This is a genomic window from Streptomyces sp. HUAS ZL42 (assembly GCF_040782645.1).
In the GTDB taxonomy this organism is placed as follows: Bacteria; Actinomycetota; Actinomycetes; order Streptomycetales; family Streptomycetaceae; genus Streptomyces.
Window position 1 is genome coordinate 6,149,335 of the sequence record NZ_CP160403.1, and the last position, 17,346, is coordinate 6,166,680.

Below are 17,346 nucleotides of genomic sequence, written 5' to 3' on the forward strand. Positions count from 1 at the left end.
TGTCAACCTGCACGAAAGCCGACAGCGAAGTCACTCACCCCGCTGCTTCGGCGCCGAGTACCTGTGGAGTGGCAGCGTACGGAAACGTCGACCGTCCCCTCGACCGCTCGGCATGCGTGTTCGTGGCCGGGCGGCGTGGGCTGGTTGGTTCGGCGGTGTGGCGGCATCTGGCGCGGGAGGGATTCACCGACCTGGTCGGGCCCGGGTCGGAGGACTTGGACCTGCGGGAGCGGCGGGACGTGTTCCGCTGGTTCGCGGCCGAGCGGCCCGACATCGTCGTACTCGCGGCCGCCCGCGTGGGTGGCATCAAGGCGAATGCCACACGGCCCGCCGAATTCCTGTCCGACAATCTGCGCATCCAGGCGAACGTGCTGGACGCGGCCCTGGAGTACGGGGTGGAGCGGCTGCTGTTCCTGGGGTCCAGCTGTATCTACCCCAAGTTCGCCGAGCAGCCCATCCGGGAGGAGGCGCTGCTGACGGGCCCGTTGGAGGCGACCAACGACGCCTACGCCATCGCCAAGATCGCCGGAATTGTGCAGGTGCAGGCCGTGCGGCGGCAGTACGGGCGGTCGTGGATCTCCGCCATGCCGACGAACCTGTACGGGCCCGGCGACAACTTCCATCCGGAGCACTCCCATGTGCTGCCGTCTCTGATCCGGCGCTTCCACGAGGCGAAGGAGTCGGGTGCGCCGCGGGTGGTGAACTGGGGCAGCGGCACGCCTCGCCGGGAATTCCTGCACGTGGACGACCTTGCTCGGGCGTGCCTGCACCTGCTGGAACACTACGATGCCGACGCGCCGGTCAACGTGGGCACGGGCACGGATCTGACCATCCGTGAACTGGCAGAACTCGTTGCGGAGGTCGTCGGCTACCGGGGGAGTATCGAGTGGGACCCGGGGCAGCCGGACGGTACCCCGCGCAAGCTCCTCGACGTCTCCCGGCTCACCGCACTGGGCTGGTCGCCCCATATCGACCTGCGAGAGGGACTCGCCCGGACGTACGCCTGGTACGTGGAGAATCTCGGTTCCGGCGGCCTTCGCCACTGACCGCGGTGGTGGCCCGCCCGCGTGCCGAACGGGTGAGTTCCATGCCCGAGCCGCCCTCCGTATCCTGCGGCGCGGCGGGCAGCGTCCGGCCTTCGCCCGGCCCGGAGCCGGACCTCCTCGACCCGCCGTACAACCGACCGACCAAGAGGTTCGCGCCGGGCGCGGTGAAGGTGGGGCGAACTCGGCCGAGCAGAAGCCGCGGTCGGCGATGACCGGGTCGCAGGGGCCGGCCGGTGGAGCCCGGCAGGGGGTGGACGTCGAACTGGATGCCGTCCAGCGCCACCGATCGCAGCCCGCGCCGCCACGCACCAGCAGTGTCCGCCGAGCGGGCGGACCGGCGACGTGCCGGAACAGCGTCTCCAGGGCCTCTTCGCCGAGCCGGGCCCCGTGCCGGGCGACAGCGAGGACCGGTTGACTCGGCGGGGCCCGACTGCCCAGGGTCGCTGCCGGCCGACACGCGCATGACCTCTGCATCGACTCCTGGGCGAACAGACGGAGCGCGAGCACGAAGCACGCCACAAGCCCGCCGGCTATGAACGCTTTGGCAGGCGTGCCCAGGGTGCGCGTCACGCGAGTCGGGCCTGAGAAGTCGCGCGGCGTCGGCCCCGCCGGACGTGCTGGAGCGGTGTCAGCGAGTGAGCCCGGCGCGGGGAACGAACACGACGCGGAACATCTTGGGCCAGAACTTGCCGGTGATCAGGAACTGGTTGGTGCCGGGGATGGCCGCCACGCCGTTCAGGACTGAGCCGTTCACCATCTCGTCCCTGCGTAGCAGCCCTGCGGCGTCGATGCTCGCGGTCACCTCGCCGGTGGCGGGATCGATGCGCACGATCCGGTCGGTGAACAGGACGTTGGCGTACACGGCCCCGCCGGCGCACTCCAGTTCGTTCAGCTTCGCCACCGGCCGCCCGTTCTCGGTGATGTCGAGGACGCCCGTCTTCGCAAGCGTCCGCGGGTGCCGAAACGTGAGCCGTGACGTTCCGTTGCTCGTCACCAGCCGGTTCCTGGACCGCTGGAGGCATACCCCCCAGCCCTCGTCGGGGTACCGGAGGCGGCGTACCTCCTCCAGAGTCGCCGCATCGCGCTCGACGGCGATCCCGTTCTGCCAGGTGAGCTGCCAGAGCGTCCGGCCGAGGACGGTGATCCCCTCGCCGAACAACGGCGCGGGCAGCGACACACGGGTCGTGGGTTGCCCGCCGGGCGGACCGGCCTGGACCGAGGACCGTCCCGCCAGGCCTGTCCCTTCGTACAGAGTGTCACCGGCCATCTCCAGGCCTTGGGTGAAGGACTCCGGATCGTGCGGCAGGACCTCGAGCACCTTGACCCGCAAGCGCTCCACACGGTCCGTTGCTGCCGCCTTCAGCGCTGGGGCGCCGTCCGCGCTGCCCTGCGCCGCGTCGCTCGCCGCGCAGCACGTGCAGCAGGTCAGCAGCATCCCCATGAACAAGGACGCCGTCATGGCGCGTACGCGTCGAGACACGGTGATCCTCTCCACTCTTCTCGGTCGGTTCGGGCCAGATGGTGCGACGTCGGCCGCAGGCCGAGACATGAATACCCGGGAACGGAAGCGGTGTCCGGTTGCCGGAGGCGTGGCGTGCCCGGAAGTCGCCGGATGGTGTGACAGGGCGCCTGGCGGTGGACGCACGCGGGGTGGCTCCCCGGATCGAGACGTTCAAGCGCCTATGTTCAGCCTTGTACATAGGGAACAAAACTCTCCTTTGGGTGGTTTCCTCGTTTCTTTTGAGGGGTGCAGCTTGGATCTCCACGGATTCCTGAAGGCTCTTTCCAGACGCTGGCCGACCGTCCTGGTCTGTCTGGTTCTCGCACTCAGTGCGGCGGTCGCCGTCACGGCATGGAGCACCCCCGAATACGAGGCCAGAACGCAGCTCTTCGTGGCGGCCCGCACCAACCAGGACACCGCCCAGCTGAACGAGGGCCAGAGTTTCTCGCAGGCGCGCGTGCAGTCGTACGCCGCAATCGTGCCGACCCGTCAGGTGACCGGGCCCGTGGTGCGCGAGCTGAAGCTGCACACCACGCCGGAGGAGCTGGCGTCCCGCATCAGCGCCGAGGCTCCGCTCAACACGGTGCTGATCAACATCACCGTCCGGGACACCGACCCCGAGCGTGCCGCGAGGATCGCCAACGCCGTCGCGGCGTGTTTCAGCGCCGTCGTCGAGCGGCTGGAGACACCCAAGCGGACGGGCCCGGAGCAGGCTGCGGCGCGCGAACAAGGTCGGCCCGACCCCGTGTCGCCGGTTTCGCTGGGCGTCACCCAGCAGGCAGTCGCCCCCGCAGATCCCGTCTCGCCCCGCCCCCTGCTCAACCTGGTCGCAGGAGTTCTCGCCGGCCTGCTCCTCGGCGCCGGACTCGTCGTCCTGCGTGAGACGCTCGACACCACTCTCAAGACCAGTGAGGCGCTCGGCGAGCTCACCGGCCTGCCGGGCCTCGGAGCGATTCCGTACGACAGGAGCGCGCCCAGGCACCCGCTCGTCACGGCTGCTGATCACTCCCAGCGCGCCGAGGCCTTCCGCAAGCTGCGTACCAATCTGCAGTTCGCCCAGGTCGACGACCGCCCCCGGATCATCATGGTGACCAGCTCGGTGCCCGGCGAGGGCAAGACCAACACGTCGGCGAACCTGGCCCTCTCCCTCGCCGAGGCGGGCGTCTCCACCTGTCTGGTGGACGCCGACCTGCGGCGGCCGACCGTGGCAAGGACCTTCGGTCTCATCCAGGACGCGGGACTGACCACCGTGCTCATCGGACAGGCGCGGGTGGAGGAAGTGATGCAGCAGGCCGGCAACCGGCTCTCGGTGCTGGCCAGCGGCGCCGTACCGCCCAACCCCACGGAGCTGCTCGCCTCGGCCCGCATGAGGGAGGTCCTGCAGGAGCTCGCCAGCACGTACGAGGTGGTGATCGTCGACACCGCTCCTCTGCTGCCGGTCGCCGACACGATCGGGCTCTCCCCGCTCGCCCAGGGCACGCTGCTCGTCGTCCGTGCCTCGAAGACCAGCCGTGACCAGGTCCGTACCGCCGCCGAGGCGCTGGAACGGGTGGGCAGCCGCGTACTGGGCACCGTCTTCAACATGACCGTGCCCCCCAGGGGGGACAGTTACAGCGCCTACGGGCAGTACGGCGAACTGCCCGCGCCCCGCCTGTCGGTCCATCAGAAGGGGACCGTCGTGACTGATCTCGCGGGTGAGAAGTGACCCGGGGGCTGCGGGGCTGACGTTCGGCAGCGCACCCCGGCCGGTGCCGGGGTGCGCTGCCGAACGTGCGCCGAGCCGGCGTCCAGTCAGAACCCGGCGACCCTGAGCAGGCGCTCCTTGATGCCGTCCCCGTCCTGCGACGGCCACGACCAGTTGGTGCTGCCGTAGTACTGCAGGGCCGCCCTGACGGCCGCCGGTGACGCGGTGGGGTGCGTCGCCCGGTACAGCGCCGCGGCGCCCGCCACATGCGGTGTGGCCATGGATGTGCCGGACATGACGGCGTAGCCACCGCCCTTGTACGTCGACGCGATGCACACGCCCGGGGCGATCAGGTCCACGTCGGCCCCGTAGTTGGAGAAGTCGGCGAACGTGTCGTCCTGGTCGGCGCGGCATGTCGACCTGGCCAGCCCGCCGGGCTTCCCGTCGAAGTCCGCCAGGGCGCTGACGGTGATCACTTCGTTGTACGAGGCGGGCACGGTGTTCCTGGCGTTGGCGTGGTCGTTGCCGGCCGCCACCGCGTAGGTGACGCCCGCGGCGACCGACCTGCAGATGGCCTGGTGCATGGCGTCGCCGTTGGTCCGGCCGCAGTTGCCGTCGTCGCTTCCCGAGCCGCCCAGGCTCATGTTGGCCACGTCGATCTGGTCGGCGTGCTGGGTGACGTAGTCGATGCCGCAGACGACGCTGGACGTCGTTCCCATGCCGAAGGGGTCGAGGACCTGCACCGGCCACAGCCGCACCCCCGGCGCCACGCCGACCACTCCGGCGCCGTTGTCCAGGGCGCCGATGGTGCCCGCCACATGCGTGCCGTGGCCGTACATGTCGTCCGGCGGCATGGCGCCGACCCAGCAGTTCTTTCCGCCGGCCCGGTAGACGTTGAGGTCCGGGTGGTCCAGGTCGATTCCCGTGTCGATGACGGCGACGTCCGCGTTGACCCGCCTGTCCACGCCGTTGATGCCCGCGGTCGGGCTGAGGTCGGCGTCGACCCGGTTCACGCCGGTCGGGAGCGACTGGGCCGTGGCACGGACCCATCGGTCCTGCTGCACCGACTGGACCTGCGGTTCGGCGGCGAGCTTGGCCGCGGTGCGCGCGCTCATCGACGCCGAATAGCCGTAGAGGGCATGGCGGTAGACGTGGCGCACCCTGGCGCCCAGGTCGGAGGCGTGCTCGGTGGCCGTCGTCACCGCTGCGTCCATGTCCTCCCGTCTGTCGGCGGAGCCCTGCTTGAGCGTGACGATGTACTGGCCGGCGATCTTGCCGGTCTTCTCGGGAGCTGCGGCTGCGGGCGGGAGCTCTGCCGCGGCCGAACTGGCGACGGCGCCCGGCGTGCCGACCGCCAGAGCCGCCAGTGCGAGGAGTGTCAAACCAAAGGTTTTGGGCATCCCGGACCTTTCTCGGTTGCGTTGGGGTGACGAGCCGGTCCGACGGTTATGTGCCGGATGTCCGGCTCACTCCGGTTCCTAGAGCTTGCCGGTGTGCGAGGGGTGGCGGTGGCCCGACGTTCGGCGATGCGGGTTTTTCCGACCATCTGTCAGCCGTGTGGCCCCGTGGTCCGCTTCATGCCGGAGCAGTGAGATCGTGGGCCGGGCCCGGGTTCGCGGGCTCGTCACCCGGATGCTCCGCACCCGGGTCACGGCCGATTTCGTTGTGGGGTGTATGAGGACCACGCAGCAGCCGGTCTGCCATGTATGACGGACGGTTTCCTGGCGCTCCTTCAGGCGCCCCTTCAGTCGTCTCTTCCGGCGGCGGTCCTTCGTGGCACCGTCACATCTGCGGCCATGGCGGCCTGCTGCCGCTGCTGCGGGTCGTCGGCTTGCTGATTGCCGCGGTGGCGGCGGTCATCGCCGCCATGGTGAGTGTGTTCAGCGGCATCGTCGCGTTCGACCCCCTGCGCGAGGTGGCGACCGCCGGCCCCGCTCGCCTCGGTGCGGATCACTGGTGGCCGCTGCTGGTGTACGGGCCCTGGATGGTTGCGTCCCTGTCGATCCTGCGGGCGGCTCTGTACGGGCGCCGTGCCGCACATTCCTGGTGTGTCGTGCTGTTCTTTTCCGCCGTGGCTGTGCTATTGGGCATCGCCCGGGTGCCGAGGACGCTCCCCGACATGTCCGCCGCGGCACTTCCGGCCATCGCGGCGCTGACCGGCTTTCAGCAATTGGTCCACCAGATCCTGCCTGTCCGGCCGCCCTGCCGTGCCGTACCGCGGCACCGCGACACCTCTCGCATTTCCCGGTAGCCAATTCCTGCCGCGCAGTCCGAATTCCGCCTGGTTGCTTCGGTGTTGAGGCTCGGACAACGCGAGTCGGGCGGTCGCCGAGCCGAATGCCGGCCCGACTCCAAGCGGCGGCGGAGGGCTTGCGGGCCTTGGCGTCCCAGGCCGTTCTGACGTCGATCCGGTGATCTACGTGCGCCAGATGGCGTCTTATCCAACAGTCGGCGTTATCTGCCGCTTTTTGGCGCGATACATGCATATACCGTACTCGCGGGTCGCACCATGGCGTCGGCCTGATCCCACTAGAGGAGCGTGAAATGCGATGACGGCGTCATCGAAATGGCGTGCCGCCCTTGCGGCCACTGCAGCCTCCGCTGTCATGACCGCTGCCCCGGTTCTGGGGGCGCAGTCAGCCTTTGCCCAGCAGTATCCGCCTCCACCCCCGAGCCTGACCCTCAGCTCCACCGTGGTCGGGGCCGGTGACCCCGTCGACTTCAGGGGAACGGGTTTCGCGGGGAACCAGGAAGTGGAGGTCGACCTCGCATCCAGGATCGTCGTCCTGGGCCACTTCGCGGCAGACTCGACCGGCACGGTGGAGGGTACTGTCCGTATTCCTGACAGCACCAAGCCGGGCGAGCACCTCTTCCTGGTCAGGGCGGAGGACCCGGACCTCACCCTGTCGGCCGAGATCACCGTCGTGGACGGCGAGGACGGCGACCACCACGGCAGGCCCGGCCACGACTACGGTGGCAAGCCCGACTACGAGCACGGCGAGCACGGTGGCAAGCCCAGCTACGACCCGGGCGACAAGCCCAGCGAGAAGCCGAGCTACAAGCCCACCGAGGAGCCGACGAAGGAGCCGACGAAGGAGCCCACGAAGGAGCCCAAGGACGACTACGGCTACGAGCACCACGGCAAGCCCGGCTACGAGCACCACGGCAAGCCGCACCTCGCCGACACCGGTGAGGACCGCTCGGGTCTCCTGTTGGGCGGGGCTGCTGGACTGCTCCTGCTCGGTGGCGGGGCGATCCTTCTCACCCGTCGGGTGAGGCGCGGCTGACCTGCGCGAGTCCCTCGTGCAGCTGCGACACCCGCGGCAGTACCCGTGTGACGGCCGACAGCAACGGATCTCTCTCTGCGCCCCTCGGGGCGCAGAGAGAGGCACCGGCTGTCGGCCGTCGCCGCACTTTATGGGATGTAAGGCCAGTCATCCCGTTACTCTCTGTGGGGCGTTTCATTTCGCTTCCGTCACCCTGCATACCTGTCCGCGTTACCTATGTGCCGCTAATTCAGGGCGCAGTCGCCAGGACGACGGAGGAAACAGCCGTGTGGAACACCGCTCTTTGGACATTGCTTGTGTGCACTTCTGTATGCACCATGGGGTCTCTCCTGGGATCCCATCCGCTCGGCCGGATGTGGCGTGTCGACGTCCTCGAGTTGCGTCGGCGACGCCGCATGATCGAAGTGCTCGAGAGGAACACCCACCCCGTGCACCGTGAGCCGAGCGCCGTCGCCCACCGGGAATGACCTCCGAGGCAGGGGTCATCATATGGTTTTCGCACAGCAGTGGAACATGGTCGAATGGCCTCTAGATAAGATACTTATCCACGCATTCCTGTCACCCGTTTGCCGCGCATCCAAGGGAAAGAGGCGGCGTTAATCGGGGCATGACTAGGGCAAGGAATTTCGGCCTGTTCACGTCTCGCGAGGACCAGAGGGGCCTGACTGGGGGGCACGCGGTGACGATGGGTCCTTACATCTACACTCCGTCCTCGGCGTACTCCGCGCCCAGCGCCAACGGGACCCTCAGCAAAGAGGGACTGCCCGTCGCGCTGGAGGTCACCGAACCGCTGTTGCAGAAATTTCTGGACGGCATGGCGCGGCTGGAAGCCGATCTCGTCCGACGATGGACCACCTTGGAGCGCCAAGGCACCCGTTCCCGGGCCGAATGATCAAGCCGCCATGAACCACGAGCGCATCGACCACCACTCGGGGTACTACGCCGATCATCTCGGCCAGTTCGGCGCCGATCATCTCGGCCAGTTCGACATGGGGGCCACCGGCCGGCACCGGCGCGCGGCCGAAGTGTTCCAGGAACCCCTGGTACCGCCGGACCCGGCATGGGATCCGGCCGAGGAACTCGCCTACATGCTGCAGGACGCCATGGCGGCCGAGCGTGCCCCAGCACCGCCCCCGGTCCGTGAGGAGGCGCCGGCCGCCCCGCCGCCTCCCGTCGGTCCTCCGACGAACCTGCAGGACATCACGGCCGAACTGCCGCCGCTCAGGGGAGTTCCCCGCAGTCATCGCAAGCTGCGTGAACCCAGGCGTCTCAGCGGTCTGCGCACCCTCAGCTACCTGATCGCCGCGGTGGCCGCCGTCATCACCTCCATGGTGAGCGTCTTCGGCGGTATGGCCACCTATGAACCCCTGCGGCAGATCGCCGTGTTCCACACCCAGAGCGGCGCCGTTTCCTGGTGGCCGTTGCTGGTCTACGGGCCTTGGCTGGTGGCCGCACTGTCGATCCTGCGTGCCGCACTGCACCGGTGCCGTGCCGTCCACTCCTGGGTGGTGGTGCTGCTGTTCTCCTCCGTTGCGGTACTCCTGTGTGTCGTCCAGGCAGGCGGAAACATCACCGATGCCGCCGCGGCCGCTCTGCCGAGCTGTGCGTCTCTGGCGTGTTTTCAGCAGCTCGTCCGCCAGATCACCATGACGAGGCCGCATCGCCGTACCAGGCCCCGGCACCGGTTGCGGCTCTCCGCCATGAATCATCCGGCGCCACGCGTACACCGGCCGGGTCTCTAGAGGCAGAAGCTCGCCGCGGCTGTGCGCACCGGAATCATCCGGTGCGCACAGCCGCGGCGATGCGGTGCACCGCACCCTCGATGCGTGCCAGGCATTCCTGCACTTTCTGGAGCGGGGCACCCTGCGGGTCGTCGATGTCGTCGTCACCCGGGAGCGCGGGCGCGGCGCCCCGCCGAGCGGCCGCGCCGCGGACCAGGGCCGCGAACCGTTCGGCGGGATCCTGCACACCGGCGGCGTCCTCGGTCCGCACCAGCCGGGCGAACTCGCAGAGGGTGAAGGCGCGGGCCAGCGCCCACACGGGAGACAGCCGCACGGCGGCCTCGCGATGCTCCGTCGAGGCTCCCAGCACCAGGTCCGACTTCTCGACCAGCTCCTTCGTCAGCCGGCGGGAGCCCGTCCCGGAAGGATCCGCGCCGCGGTCGAGGAGGAAGGACGCCGCCGTTTCGGGCAGGGGCGTACCCGGGACGGCCCGGGTGCCCGCACTGCTCAGCCGGATCACCTCCCCCGCCTCGAACAGCCGCTGCCTGAGCAGACTCTCGGCGAGGGGGGAGCGGTACAGGTTGCCGGTGCACACAACGAGTACGCGAAATGCGGGTACACGCGCGCCGGGTGACGGGGAAGGCATGGGCCCGAGAGTGTGGAGCATGGCTTCAGTATTCACCCGTGACTTCCACTGAACGCGGAGATGCGCGCTCCCCGGTCGCCGTATCGCCGTTTCGGCTTAGTAACTCCGTCCTTTGCTCATGCAGCGTTGCTTCGGTGCTGGTTGGGGCATGTCGGATCGTGGTCGGTGGCGAGGCTGGTCCACCAGCGTTCGCAGCAGGCGGCGTTCAGCTCTGCGCAGGCGATCGCTTCGCACAGTTCGTCGCGGCGGGTCCGGCACCGGTCTTCCCGCCGCCGCAGTTCGGCGACGGTGTGGCGCTCGTCGGCGAGGACGGTCTCACGGACGAAGGCGATGACCGGGACGATCGACGCGGCGACGAGCAGCGGTACGGGCCAGGGGGAGCCGCCGTACTGGTACTGGCGTACAGCGCACCAGGCGAGCCAGAGGGACGTCAGGCCGTAGAGGGCACAGAGGAGGCGGCTGGGGAGGCTCATGGACTTCTTCCGATCTCTGTGAGGGATCCGCCCGGTTCAACTGTCGGGCGAAGGTCACGGATTCGGTCCATTCGGGGATCGATGCGTCGGAAAGGGGCGCGCCGCGGGCGGCCCGCGCCGGGGCGCGCGTGGGGCCACTGGTCGGTCGCGCGTCAGGGCAGGCGGCGTACGGGGGCACCCGCGAGGAAAGCCCGGATGTTCTCGACGGCCTGGCCGTAGTACGTCTCGTAGTTGGCGCGCGACACATAACCGAGGTGCGGCGTGGCGAGGAGGCGCGGAGCTGTGCGCATCGGATGGTCGGCGGGGAGGGGTTCGATGTCGAACACGTCGATGCCGGCGCCGGCGATACGGCCCTTGTGCAGGGCGGCGAGGAGGGCGTCCTGGTCGACGATCGCCGCGCGCGAGGTGTTGATCAGGTAGGCGGTGGGCTTGAGGCGGGCGAGTTCGGCCGGGCCGAGCAGACCGCGGGTGCGGTCGCCGAGGGCGAGGTGGATCGACACGAAGTCGCTCGAGCCGAGGAGTTCCTCCATGCTCGTGGCGAGTTCCACGCCGACCTCGTCGGCGCGCTCCTTGGTGAGGTTCTGGCTCCAGGCGCCGACCTGCATGCCGAAGGCGAGCCCGACCTGCGCCACCCGGCTGCCGATCTTCCCGAGTCCGAGGAGCCCGAGCCGGCGGCCGTGGAGGTCGGCGCCCACCGTCGACTGCCACGGCCCGCCTGTGCGCAGGGAGTTGTTCTCCTCGACGATGCCGCGGGCGAGGCCCAGCAGCAGGGCCCAGGTGAGTTCGACGGGCGGTGTCGAGGAACTGGCCGTACCGCACACGGTGACCCCGTGCGCCTCGGCGGCGGCGTAGTCGATGACGCTGTTGCGCATACCGGAGGCGATGAGCAGGCGGAGCCGGGGCAGGCGGTCCATGAGCGAGCGCGGGAAGGGCACGCGCTCCCGCAGGGTGACCACGATGTCGAAGCCGGCGAGGGCCGCCGCCAGGGCGTCCTCGTCGGCGAAGTGGGTGTCGAAGGAGACGACCTCCACGTCGTCCGCGAGCGGTGACCAGTCGGCGAGCTCGGTCGCCACCTTCTGGAAATCGTCGAGAACAGCACAGCGCAGCCGCACGTTTCTTCCCCTGTCGGGTCGTCGGGATCCTGAATCGTGTCGGCTCAGTTGTACTTCAAGTCGGTTGTACTTCAGGGCGTGAGAGGCCGAAAGCAAGACGGGACCGATCGCCGACCGGCGATCGGTCCCGACCGGAGCTGCCTAGAAGCGAGGAGCGGCACCGATGTTGGTGAAACCGGAGCACGCCGCCGCGAGGTTCGCCGAAGTGAAGGGAACCGCGCTGGTGACGCAGGTCGTCCGGTAAATGACGCCGCTCTCGGCCAGCAGGCTGATGATGAGGCGGCCGGGGGCTCCCTCGGTCACCGACACGGCCGTGTCCGTCGTGCACCTCGGACCGCCCGGGATCAGGTTCAGGTTGATCCAGGCGCCCGGAACCCGGCTGTCATTGAGGAAGGCCTGCCCGCGACGGTTCGTTGCCGTGCTGAACACCGTCCCGAACAGGGGGCTACCCGCGAAGTCCACTACGGCGGAGCTGACGTCGCGCTCCGACACGCACTTGTGGTCCTTCCCGTAGTGGGGGTCCGGGTGGGGCCCGGCCGCGACCGCGGGGGCCGCGAGAGTCCCGACGAGGAGTGCTCCTGCCGCGAGCCCCCCCGCCGTCATAGCGAGCTTCTTCATTCGTGCTTTCCTCTCCGAGGGTACGGAGGTCCAATGGCGGTCCGAGAGGCAGTCAGTTCACCTGACAACCAACCCAGACCGTCATAAATGACCTCGTTTCATCCCAATAATTCGGCAAAGGCGCGGCAGTGCTTGCGCGCCGTCCCGAGCCATCACTCATGGGGGGTACATCCGTGCTCCTAATGGAGCCCGCGGCGACCCGGGGAGAGGGGGATAGGGGGAGGGGGGAGAAGAAGACGGGGAGAAGAAGAAGGGGAGCGGAGGCCGGTTACGCGCTGCATGCGGGGAAATGCGCTCTGGCCGGCAAAAAGCCCTCCCGAAGGAGGGCGAGGCATGGGCGCCCCCGGCAGGACTCGAACCTGCGGCCAAGCGCTTAGAAGGCGCCTGCTCTATCCACTGAGCTACGGGGGCCTGGTGTGGTGGCCTCGTGCCTGGTGCCCTGGTGTGGGCTGATCCGTGACGTTGCCGGGGACAAGGATAGGGCTCCCGAGACCTTGTCCCTGTTGCTTCGCCTCCGTGGCTCAATGTGGAGGTTCGGTGAAGCGGTCCTGATAATCGCAGGCAGGTACGAATCGTGCACCGCTTTTGGCGTCTCGCGCACCGGGTGTTGTGCACTCGTTATGCCTGGGGTTTGCCCTCGCCCCAGTCGCCCCTTCCGTCCCTTGTGTCCTATCGGCACGCAGACATGCCCATATGCTTCAGAAATCCCCTGAAATTGGGCATTCTTCGCATGTGGTGACCTTGGACGTACGGCCTCAGCTGCTCGACGCACTCTCCGCCCTGCGCGACCGTGTCGCCGCCGCACGCTTCCCGCTGCCCCTGGCGGGGGCGCCACGCGCGCGTGCCAACCGCGACGAACTGCTCGCCCAGCTCGACGACTACTTGGTGCCCCGCTTGAGAGCGCCTGAAGCGCCCCTGCTGGTCGTCGTCGGCGGATCGACCGGGGCCGGGAAGTCGACGCTGGTCAATTCCCTGGTGGGACGGCGGGTCAGCGAGGCGGGCGTGCTGCGGCCGACGACACGTACTCCCGTGCTGGTGTGCCATCCGGAGGATCATCACTGGTTCAGCGGCATGCGCGTCCTGCCCGACCTCACGCGCGTGTGGGTGCCGCATCAGGACCCGGGTGACGACCTGTTGCTCCCCGGGGAGGATCCCGCGCGCGTGCTGCGCGTCGAGACCGTCGACACCGTCCCGCCCGGCCTCGCCCTTCTCGACGCGCCCGACGTGGACTCCCTCGTCGCCGAGAACCGCGTCCTCGCGTCCGAGCTCATCTGCGCCGCCGACATCTGGGTCATGGTCACCACGGCGGCCCGGTACGCCGACGCCGTGCCCTGGCATCTGCTGCGCACCGCCAAGGAGTACGACGCCACGCTCGTGACCGTGCTCGACCGTGTGCCCCACCAGGTGGCGGCCGAGGTCTCCCGCCAGTACGGGGCCCTGCTCACCAAGGCCGGGCTCGGTGACGTACCGCGGTTCACCGTGCCGGAACTGCCCGAGTCGGCCTGGGGCGGAGGACTGCTTCCGGCCACCGCCGTGGCCCCGCTGCGGACCTGGCTGGTCCACCACGCACAGGACCCGGCGGCGCGGCAGCACGCCATGGCCCGTACGGCGTACGGCGTCCTCGACTCCCTCAAGGCGCGCATGCCCGAGCTCGCCAGCGCCGCCGCCGCCCAGCACGCGGCTGCACTGCGGCTCACCGCGGCCGTCGACGGGGCGTACGACAGCGAGTACACGCGCGTGCGGGGGCGTCTGCAGGGCGGGGCCGTGCTCGCCGGTGATGCCTTGAAACGCTGGCGTGCCTTCCCGCTCGACTGCACCGCCGGGGAGCTCCTCGACGCCGTGGTGGAGAGCCTGGGCGAGCTCTTGCTGTGCGCCGTCACCGCCGCCGACGAGCGCATCGACGAGGCCTGGCGGCGCGAACCGGCGGCGGCCGCTCAGGTCCTCGCGGACCGGGATACGTCCCTGGAGACCGCGGAACACCGCATCGGGATGGCCGTACGGCGGTGGCGGCGGGAACTCGAGGAGTACGCCGAGGACGAGGTGCGCCACCTCGACCGCAGCCTCGCGCCCGATCCCGAGGTGGTCGCCGCGCTCGTCGCCACCGCGCTGCTGAGCGGTCGCAGGGCCAGGTCGGCGGGCGAGAAGCTCGCCGAGCGGATCGGCGCGCACGGTGCGCTGCGGCTGCGCGACCGGGGCGGGCGGCTGCTGACCGAGTACCTGGACCGGGTCATGCGCACCGAACGCGAGCGGCGCCTCGCCCCGCTCGACGAGCTCGAGATCCACGCCGAGCCCCAGGCCGAACTCATCGCCGCGCTGTCCGTACTGCAGAAGGAGAGGTGACCGGTGGCCGCCGTCACTGATCATGACCCCACGGAGCACGCCGATCACACCGACGACACCGGGGAGGCGGTCTCCATCGACGACCGGTCCGAGAACCGTGCCCCCGAGGAAGGCGACCGTGAAAACGGCCTCCCCGGGGACGGCGACTCCGCCGCGGGCTCCCCGGCGGAGGACGCCTCCTCGGGAGAGCGGGGCGCCGGCGAGGGCAAGCGTCCCCAGGAGCGCGCGAGCGAAGGCCACGCGCGCGTGCGGGCCGAGGACGACAGGTCCCGTCGTACGGACTCCGCCGACGTCTGGGACGACGGCCTGATCGCGCGGCGGGTGACCGAGGGCGCCGCCGAGCAGGCCGCCGCGCCGGAGACGACCGGTGCACCCGGCACGCACGCGGTGGCGCCGCTCGCATACGACGGACATCTGCGCTCACGGCTGGACGCCCTCCGCGAACTGGTGGGGCTCTCGCGCACCAGGCTCGACAGCAGGACGCTCGCCGAGGCCGGCCGGGTGCTGGACGAGGCGGTGGCGCGGCGCAGGCTCTCCGGGCAGCACACCGTCGTCGCCATCGCGGGCGCGACGGGCAGCGGCAAGTCGCAGCTGTTCAACGCGCTCGCCGGGGTGACCATTTCGGAGTCGGGCGTACGACGCCCGACCACCGCGGCACCCATCGCGTGCAGCTGGAGCGACGGCGCGGCGAGCCTCATCGACCGGCTCGGCATCCCGGGACGCCTGCGGCGGCGCCCGGTGCAGAGCCCGGAGGCGGAGGCGCAGCTGCGCGGGCTCGTGCTGATCGACCTGCCCGACCACGACTCGGCGGCGGTGCAGCACCGTGAGCACGTCGATCGCATCCTGGCGCTCGTCGACGCCGTCATCTGGGTCGTCGACCCCGAGAAGTACGCCGACGCCGTCCTCCACGAGCGCTATCTGCGGCCCATGGCGGGGCACGCGGAGGTCATGTTCGTCGTCCTCAACCAGATCGACCGGCTGCCCGGCGAGGCAACCGAGCTGGTCCTCGACGACCTGCGCCGGCTGCTCGACGAGGACGGGATCGCCCTCGGGGAGTACGGCGAACCGGGCGCGACCGTGCTGGCACTGTCCGCGCTCACCGGGGACGGCGTCGGTGAGCTGCGCGAGGCGCTGGGCCAGTTCGTGGCGGAGCGCGGGGCCCCGGCGCGCCGGATCTCGGCCGATGTACAGGCCGCGGCGTGGCGGCTGCGGCCCGTCTACGCCACGGGGCGGCGCACGGGGCTGAGCGAGGAGGCGCGGGAGGAGTTCTCCGCGCGGCTCGCGGACGCGGTGGGCGCCACTGCCGCGGGCGAGGCGGCCGAACGGGCCTGGATGCGCAACGCCAACCGTGCGTGCGGGACGCCCTGGCTGCGGCTGTGGCGCTGGTGCCAGGACCGGAGCGGGCCGCCCACGGGCCGGCTGCCGCTGAGGGCCCAGGCCGACGAGGAGACGACGGCGCGCCAGCGCGTCGAACAGGCGGTGCGGACGGTGTCCGACCGGGCCTCGGCGGGACTGCCCGTGCCCTGGGCGCAGGCGGTGCGCGAGGCTGCCGTACGTGGGTCGCAGGGGCTGCCCGAGGCGCTGGACGAGCTGGCGGCGCGGGCCGGGTCGTCGCCGGGACGTCCGCCGCGGCCGGGCTGGTGGCCGGCGGCGGTGCTGACTCAGGCGTCCATGACACTGCTTCAGATCGTCGGCGGGCTGTGGCTGGTGGGGCAGATCGCGGGGATCATGGCGCCGAACCTGGGCGTGCCCGTGCTGCTGATGCTGGCCGGCATCGTCGGCGGTCCGCTGGTCGAGTGGAGCTGCCGGATGGCGGCGCGCGGTCCCGCCCGGAGGTACGGCCAGGAGGCGGAACGGCGCCTGCGGGAGGCGGCGGCCGCGTGCGGGCGGGGCCGGGTGCTGGATCCGGTGGCCGCCGAGTTGCTGCGGTACCGGGAGGTGCGGGAGCAGTACGTGCGGGTGACGGGGGTGGGGGCGGGCTGATTCGGGGGTGCGGACCGCTGATTCGGGGTTGGGGGCCCTGGGCGGCGATGTGCGCCACTCGTTCGGGTGAGGGCGTTTTCCACAGGCGGGGCGGTGATCCACAGGGCGCGGCGGGCCGGGCCGGGTGGCGGCAGTCTGGGGTCACGGCGATCGCGGCGGATGCGGTCGTCGTGGCAGCGGCGGCAGGCGGGCGTTCGCGGTCGTCGTGGCAGTGGCGACGGCGAGGCGTTCGCGGTCGTTGCGGCAGACGCAGCCGTACGGGACCGGCCCGTACGCGTATCCGCCCGGCGCGGTCGGCCGGGCGAAGGAGGGGTTCGCGATGAACGAGACGATGGTCTGCGCGGTGGGGAACGTGGCGACGCAGCCGGTGTACCGGGAGCTGGCGGCGGGACCGTCGGCACGGTTCCGGCTGGCGGTGACCTCGCGGTACTGGGACCGCGAGAAGAACACCTGGACCGACGGACACACCAACTTCTTCACGGTGTGGGCCAATCGGCAGCTCGCCACGAACGCGGCGGCGTCGCTGGCGGTCGGCGATCCCGTCGTCGTGCAGGGCAGGCTGAAGGTGCGCACGGAAGTGCGCGAAGGGCAGAACTGGACCTCCGCCGACCTCGACGCCGTGGCGATCGGCCACGACCTCGCACGGGGGACGTCGGCCTTCCGGCGGGCGAACAGGCCGGAGCCGGCGACCGCCGTACCGGCGCGGCCGGAGCCCGACTGGGAGACACCGACGGCAGAACCGGACTCCGCCATCGCCCAACAGCAGCCCGAGACCGCAGCGGTGACGTGACGTCAGGCAGCGTCCCGGACTGACCGATGCGCGGCTTATCGGCGAATGGGTTCTGAATCACCTGTGGATTTGTTGATAAGCCCTGCGCGCAGACGGTCCGGCGATAACGATTCCGAGTCGGATCGCCTGTCCGACGGTATGACTG

Annotated in this window: 16 protein-coding genes and 1 tRNA gene; 10 read left to right on the forward strand and 7 right to left on the reverse strand. The window is 70.1% G+C overall.

The window, feature by feature from the left end:
- Positions 1-68: 68 nt before the first annotated feature.
- Positions 69-1,046 carry a GDP-L-fucose synthase family protein gene (locus tag ABZO29_RS28280; protein ID WP_367322988.1) on the forward strand — a complete coding sequence of 326 codons (978 nt, stop codon included), beginning with the start codon at positions 69-71 and terminating at the stop codon, positions 1,044-1,046.
- 628 nt (positions 1,047-1,674) lie between these two features.
- Here ABZO29_RS28280 and ABZO29_RS28285 read toward each other — a convergent pair.
- Positions 1,675-2,526 carry a glutaminyl-peptide cyclotransferase gene (locus tag ABZO29_RS28285; RefSeq protein ID WP_367322989.1) on the reverse strand — a complete coding sequence of 284 codons (852 nt, stop codon included), beginning with the start codon at positions 2,524-2,526 and terminating at the stop codon, positions 1,675-1,677.
- Positions 2,527-2,800: 274 nt separating this feature from the next.
- On the opposite strand from ABZO29_RS28285, the gene ABZO29_RS28290 reads away from it, so the two are divergent.
- Positions 2,801-4,252, forward strand: coding sequence for a polysaccharide biosynthesis tyrosine autokinase (locus ABZO29_RS28290; RefSeq protein ID WP_367322990.1), 1,452 nt, complete (start codon positions 2,801-2,803; stop codon positions 4,250-4,252).
- A gap of 86 nt (positions 4,253-4,338) precedes the next feature.
- Here the strand turns inward: ABZO29_RS28290 and ABZO29_RS28295 are convergent, their stop codons facing one another.
- A complete protein-coding gene (locus tag ABZO29_RS28295; RefSeq protein ID WP_367322991.1) occupies positions 4,339-5,613 on the reverse strand; it encodes a S8 family peptidase in 1,275 nt (424 codons plus the stop codon).
- A gap of 320 nt (positions 5,614-5,933) precedes the next feature.
- Here ABZO29_RS28295 and ABZO29_RS28300 point away from each other — a divergent pair, with 320 nt between their 5' ends.
- From ABZO29_RS28300 to ABZO29_RS28320, 5 genes are all read left to right on the forward strand, one after another.
- Positions 5,934-6,482 (forward strand): hypothetical protein, encoded by a 549-nt coding sequence (locus tag ABZO29_RS28300; protein WP_367322992.1) that lies wholly within the window; start codon positions 5,934-5,936, stop codon positions 6,480-6,482.
- 355 nt (positions 6,483-6,837) lie between these two features.
- Positions 6,838-7,518 (forward strand): PT domain-containing protein, encoded by a 681-nt coding sequence (locus tag ABZO29_RS28305; RefSeq protein ID WP_367322993.1) that lies wholly within the window; start codon positions 6,838-6,840, stop codon positions 7,516-7,518.
- A gap of 317 nt (positions 7,519-7,835) precedes the next feature.
- On the forward strand, positions 7,836-7,985 hold the full coding sequence (locus tag ABZO29_RS28310; RefSeq protein ID WP_367322994.1) for a hypothetical protein: 150 nt from the start codon (positions 7,836-7,838) through the stop codon (positions 7,983-7,985).
- 218 nt (positions 7,986-8,203) lie between these two features.
- Complete coding sequence (locus ABZO29_RS28315) at positions 8,204-8,410, forward strand: hypothetical protein (protein WP_367326272.1); 207 nt, start codon at positions 8,204-8,206, stop codon at positions 8,408-8,410.
- A gap of 97 nt (positions 8,411-8,507) precedes the next feature.
- Entirely contained in the window at positions 8,508-9,260 is a 753-nt protein-coding gene (locus ABZO29_RS28320) for a DUF2637 domain-containing protein (protein ID WP_367326273.1), read from the forward strand.
- 34 nt (positions 9,261-9,294) lie between these two features.
- Here the strand turns inward: ABZO29_RS28320 and ABZO29_RS28325 are convergent, their stop codons facing one another.
- The 5 genes from ABZO29_RS28325 to ABZO29_RS28345 form a co-directional block, all read right to left on the reverse strand.
- Positions 9,295-9,834 carry a low molecular weight phosphatase family protein gene (locus tag ABZO29_RS28325; protein ID WP_367322995.1) on the reverse strand — a complete coding sequence of 180 codons (540 nt, stop codon included), beginning with the start codon at positions 9,832-9,834 and terminating at the stop codon, positions 9,295-9,297.
- Between the two features lie 167 nt (positions 9,835-10,001).
- A complete protein-coding gene (locus ABZO29_RS28330) occupies positions 10,002-10,358 on the reverse strand; it encodes a hypothetical protein (protein ID WP_367322996.1) in 357 nt (118 codons plus the stop codon).
- Between the two features lie 152 nt (positions 10,359-10,510).
- A complete protein-coding gene (locus ABZO29_RS28335) occupies positions 10,511-11,470 on the reverse strand; it encodes a D-2-hydroxyacid dehydrogenase family protein (RefSeq protein WP_367322997.1) in 960 nt (319 codons plus the stop codon).
- A gap of 141 nt (positions 11,471-11,611) precedes the next feature.
- Positions 11,612-12,088, reverse strand: a complete 477-nt coding sequence (locus ABZO29_RS28340) for a hypothetical protein (RefSeq protein ID WP_367322998.1) — start codon at positions 12,086-12,088, stop codon at positions 11,612-11,614.
- Positions 12,089-12,426: 338 nt separating this feature from the next.
- Positions 12,427-12,499, reverse strand: a tRNA-Arg gene (locus tag ABZO29_RS28345).
- Between the two features lie 321 nt (positions 12,500-12,820).
- On the opposite strand from ABZO29_RS28345, the gene ABZO29_RS28350 reads away from it, so the two are divergent.
- From ABZO29_RS28350 to ABZO29_RS28360, 3 genes are all read left to right on the forward strand, one after another.
- Positions 12,821-14,428, forward strand: a complete 1,608-nt coding sequence (locus ABZO29_RS28350; RefSeq protein ID WP_367322999.1) for a dynamin family protein — start codon at positions 12,821-12,823, stop codon at positions 14,426-14,428.
- Between the two features lie 3 nt (positions 14,429-14,431).
- On the forward strand, positions 14,432-16,411 hold the full coding sequence (locus ABZO29_RS28355; protein ID WP_367323000.1) for a YfjP family GTPase: 1,980 nt from the start codon (positions 14,432-14,434) through the stop codon (positions 16,409-16,411).
- A gap of 319 nt (positions 16,412-16,730) precedes the next feature.
- Positions 16,731-17,201: a single-stranded DNA-binding protein gene (locus ABZO29_RS28360; protein ID WP_367326274.1), complete on the forward strand. Its 471-nt coding sequence runs from the start codon at positions 16,731-16,733 to the stop codon at positions 17,199-17,201.
- Positions 17,202-17,346: the final 145 nt, after the last annotated feature.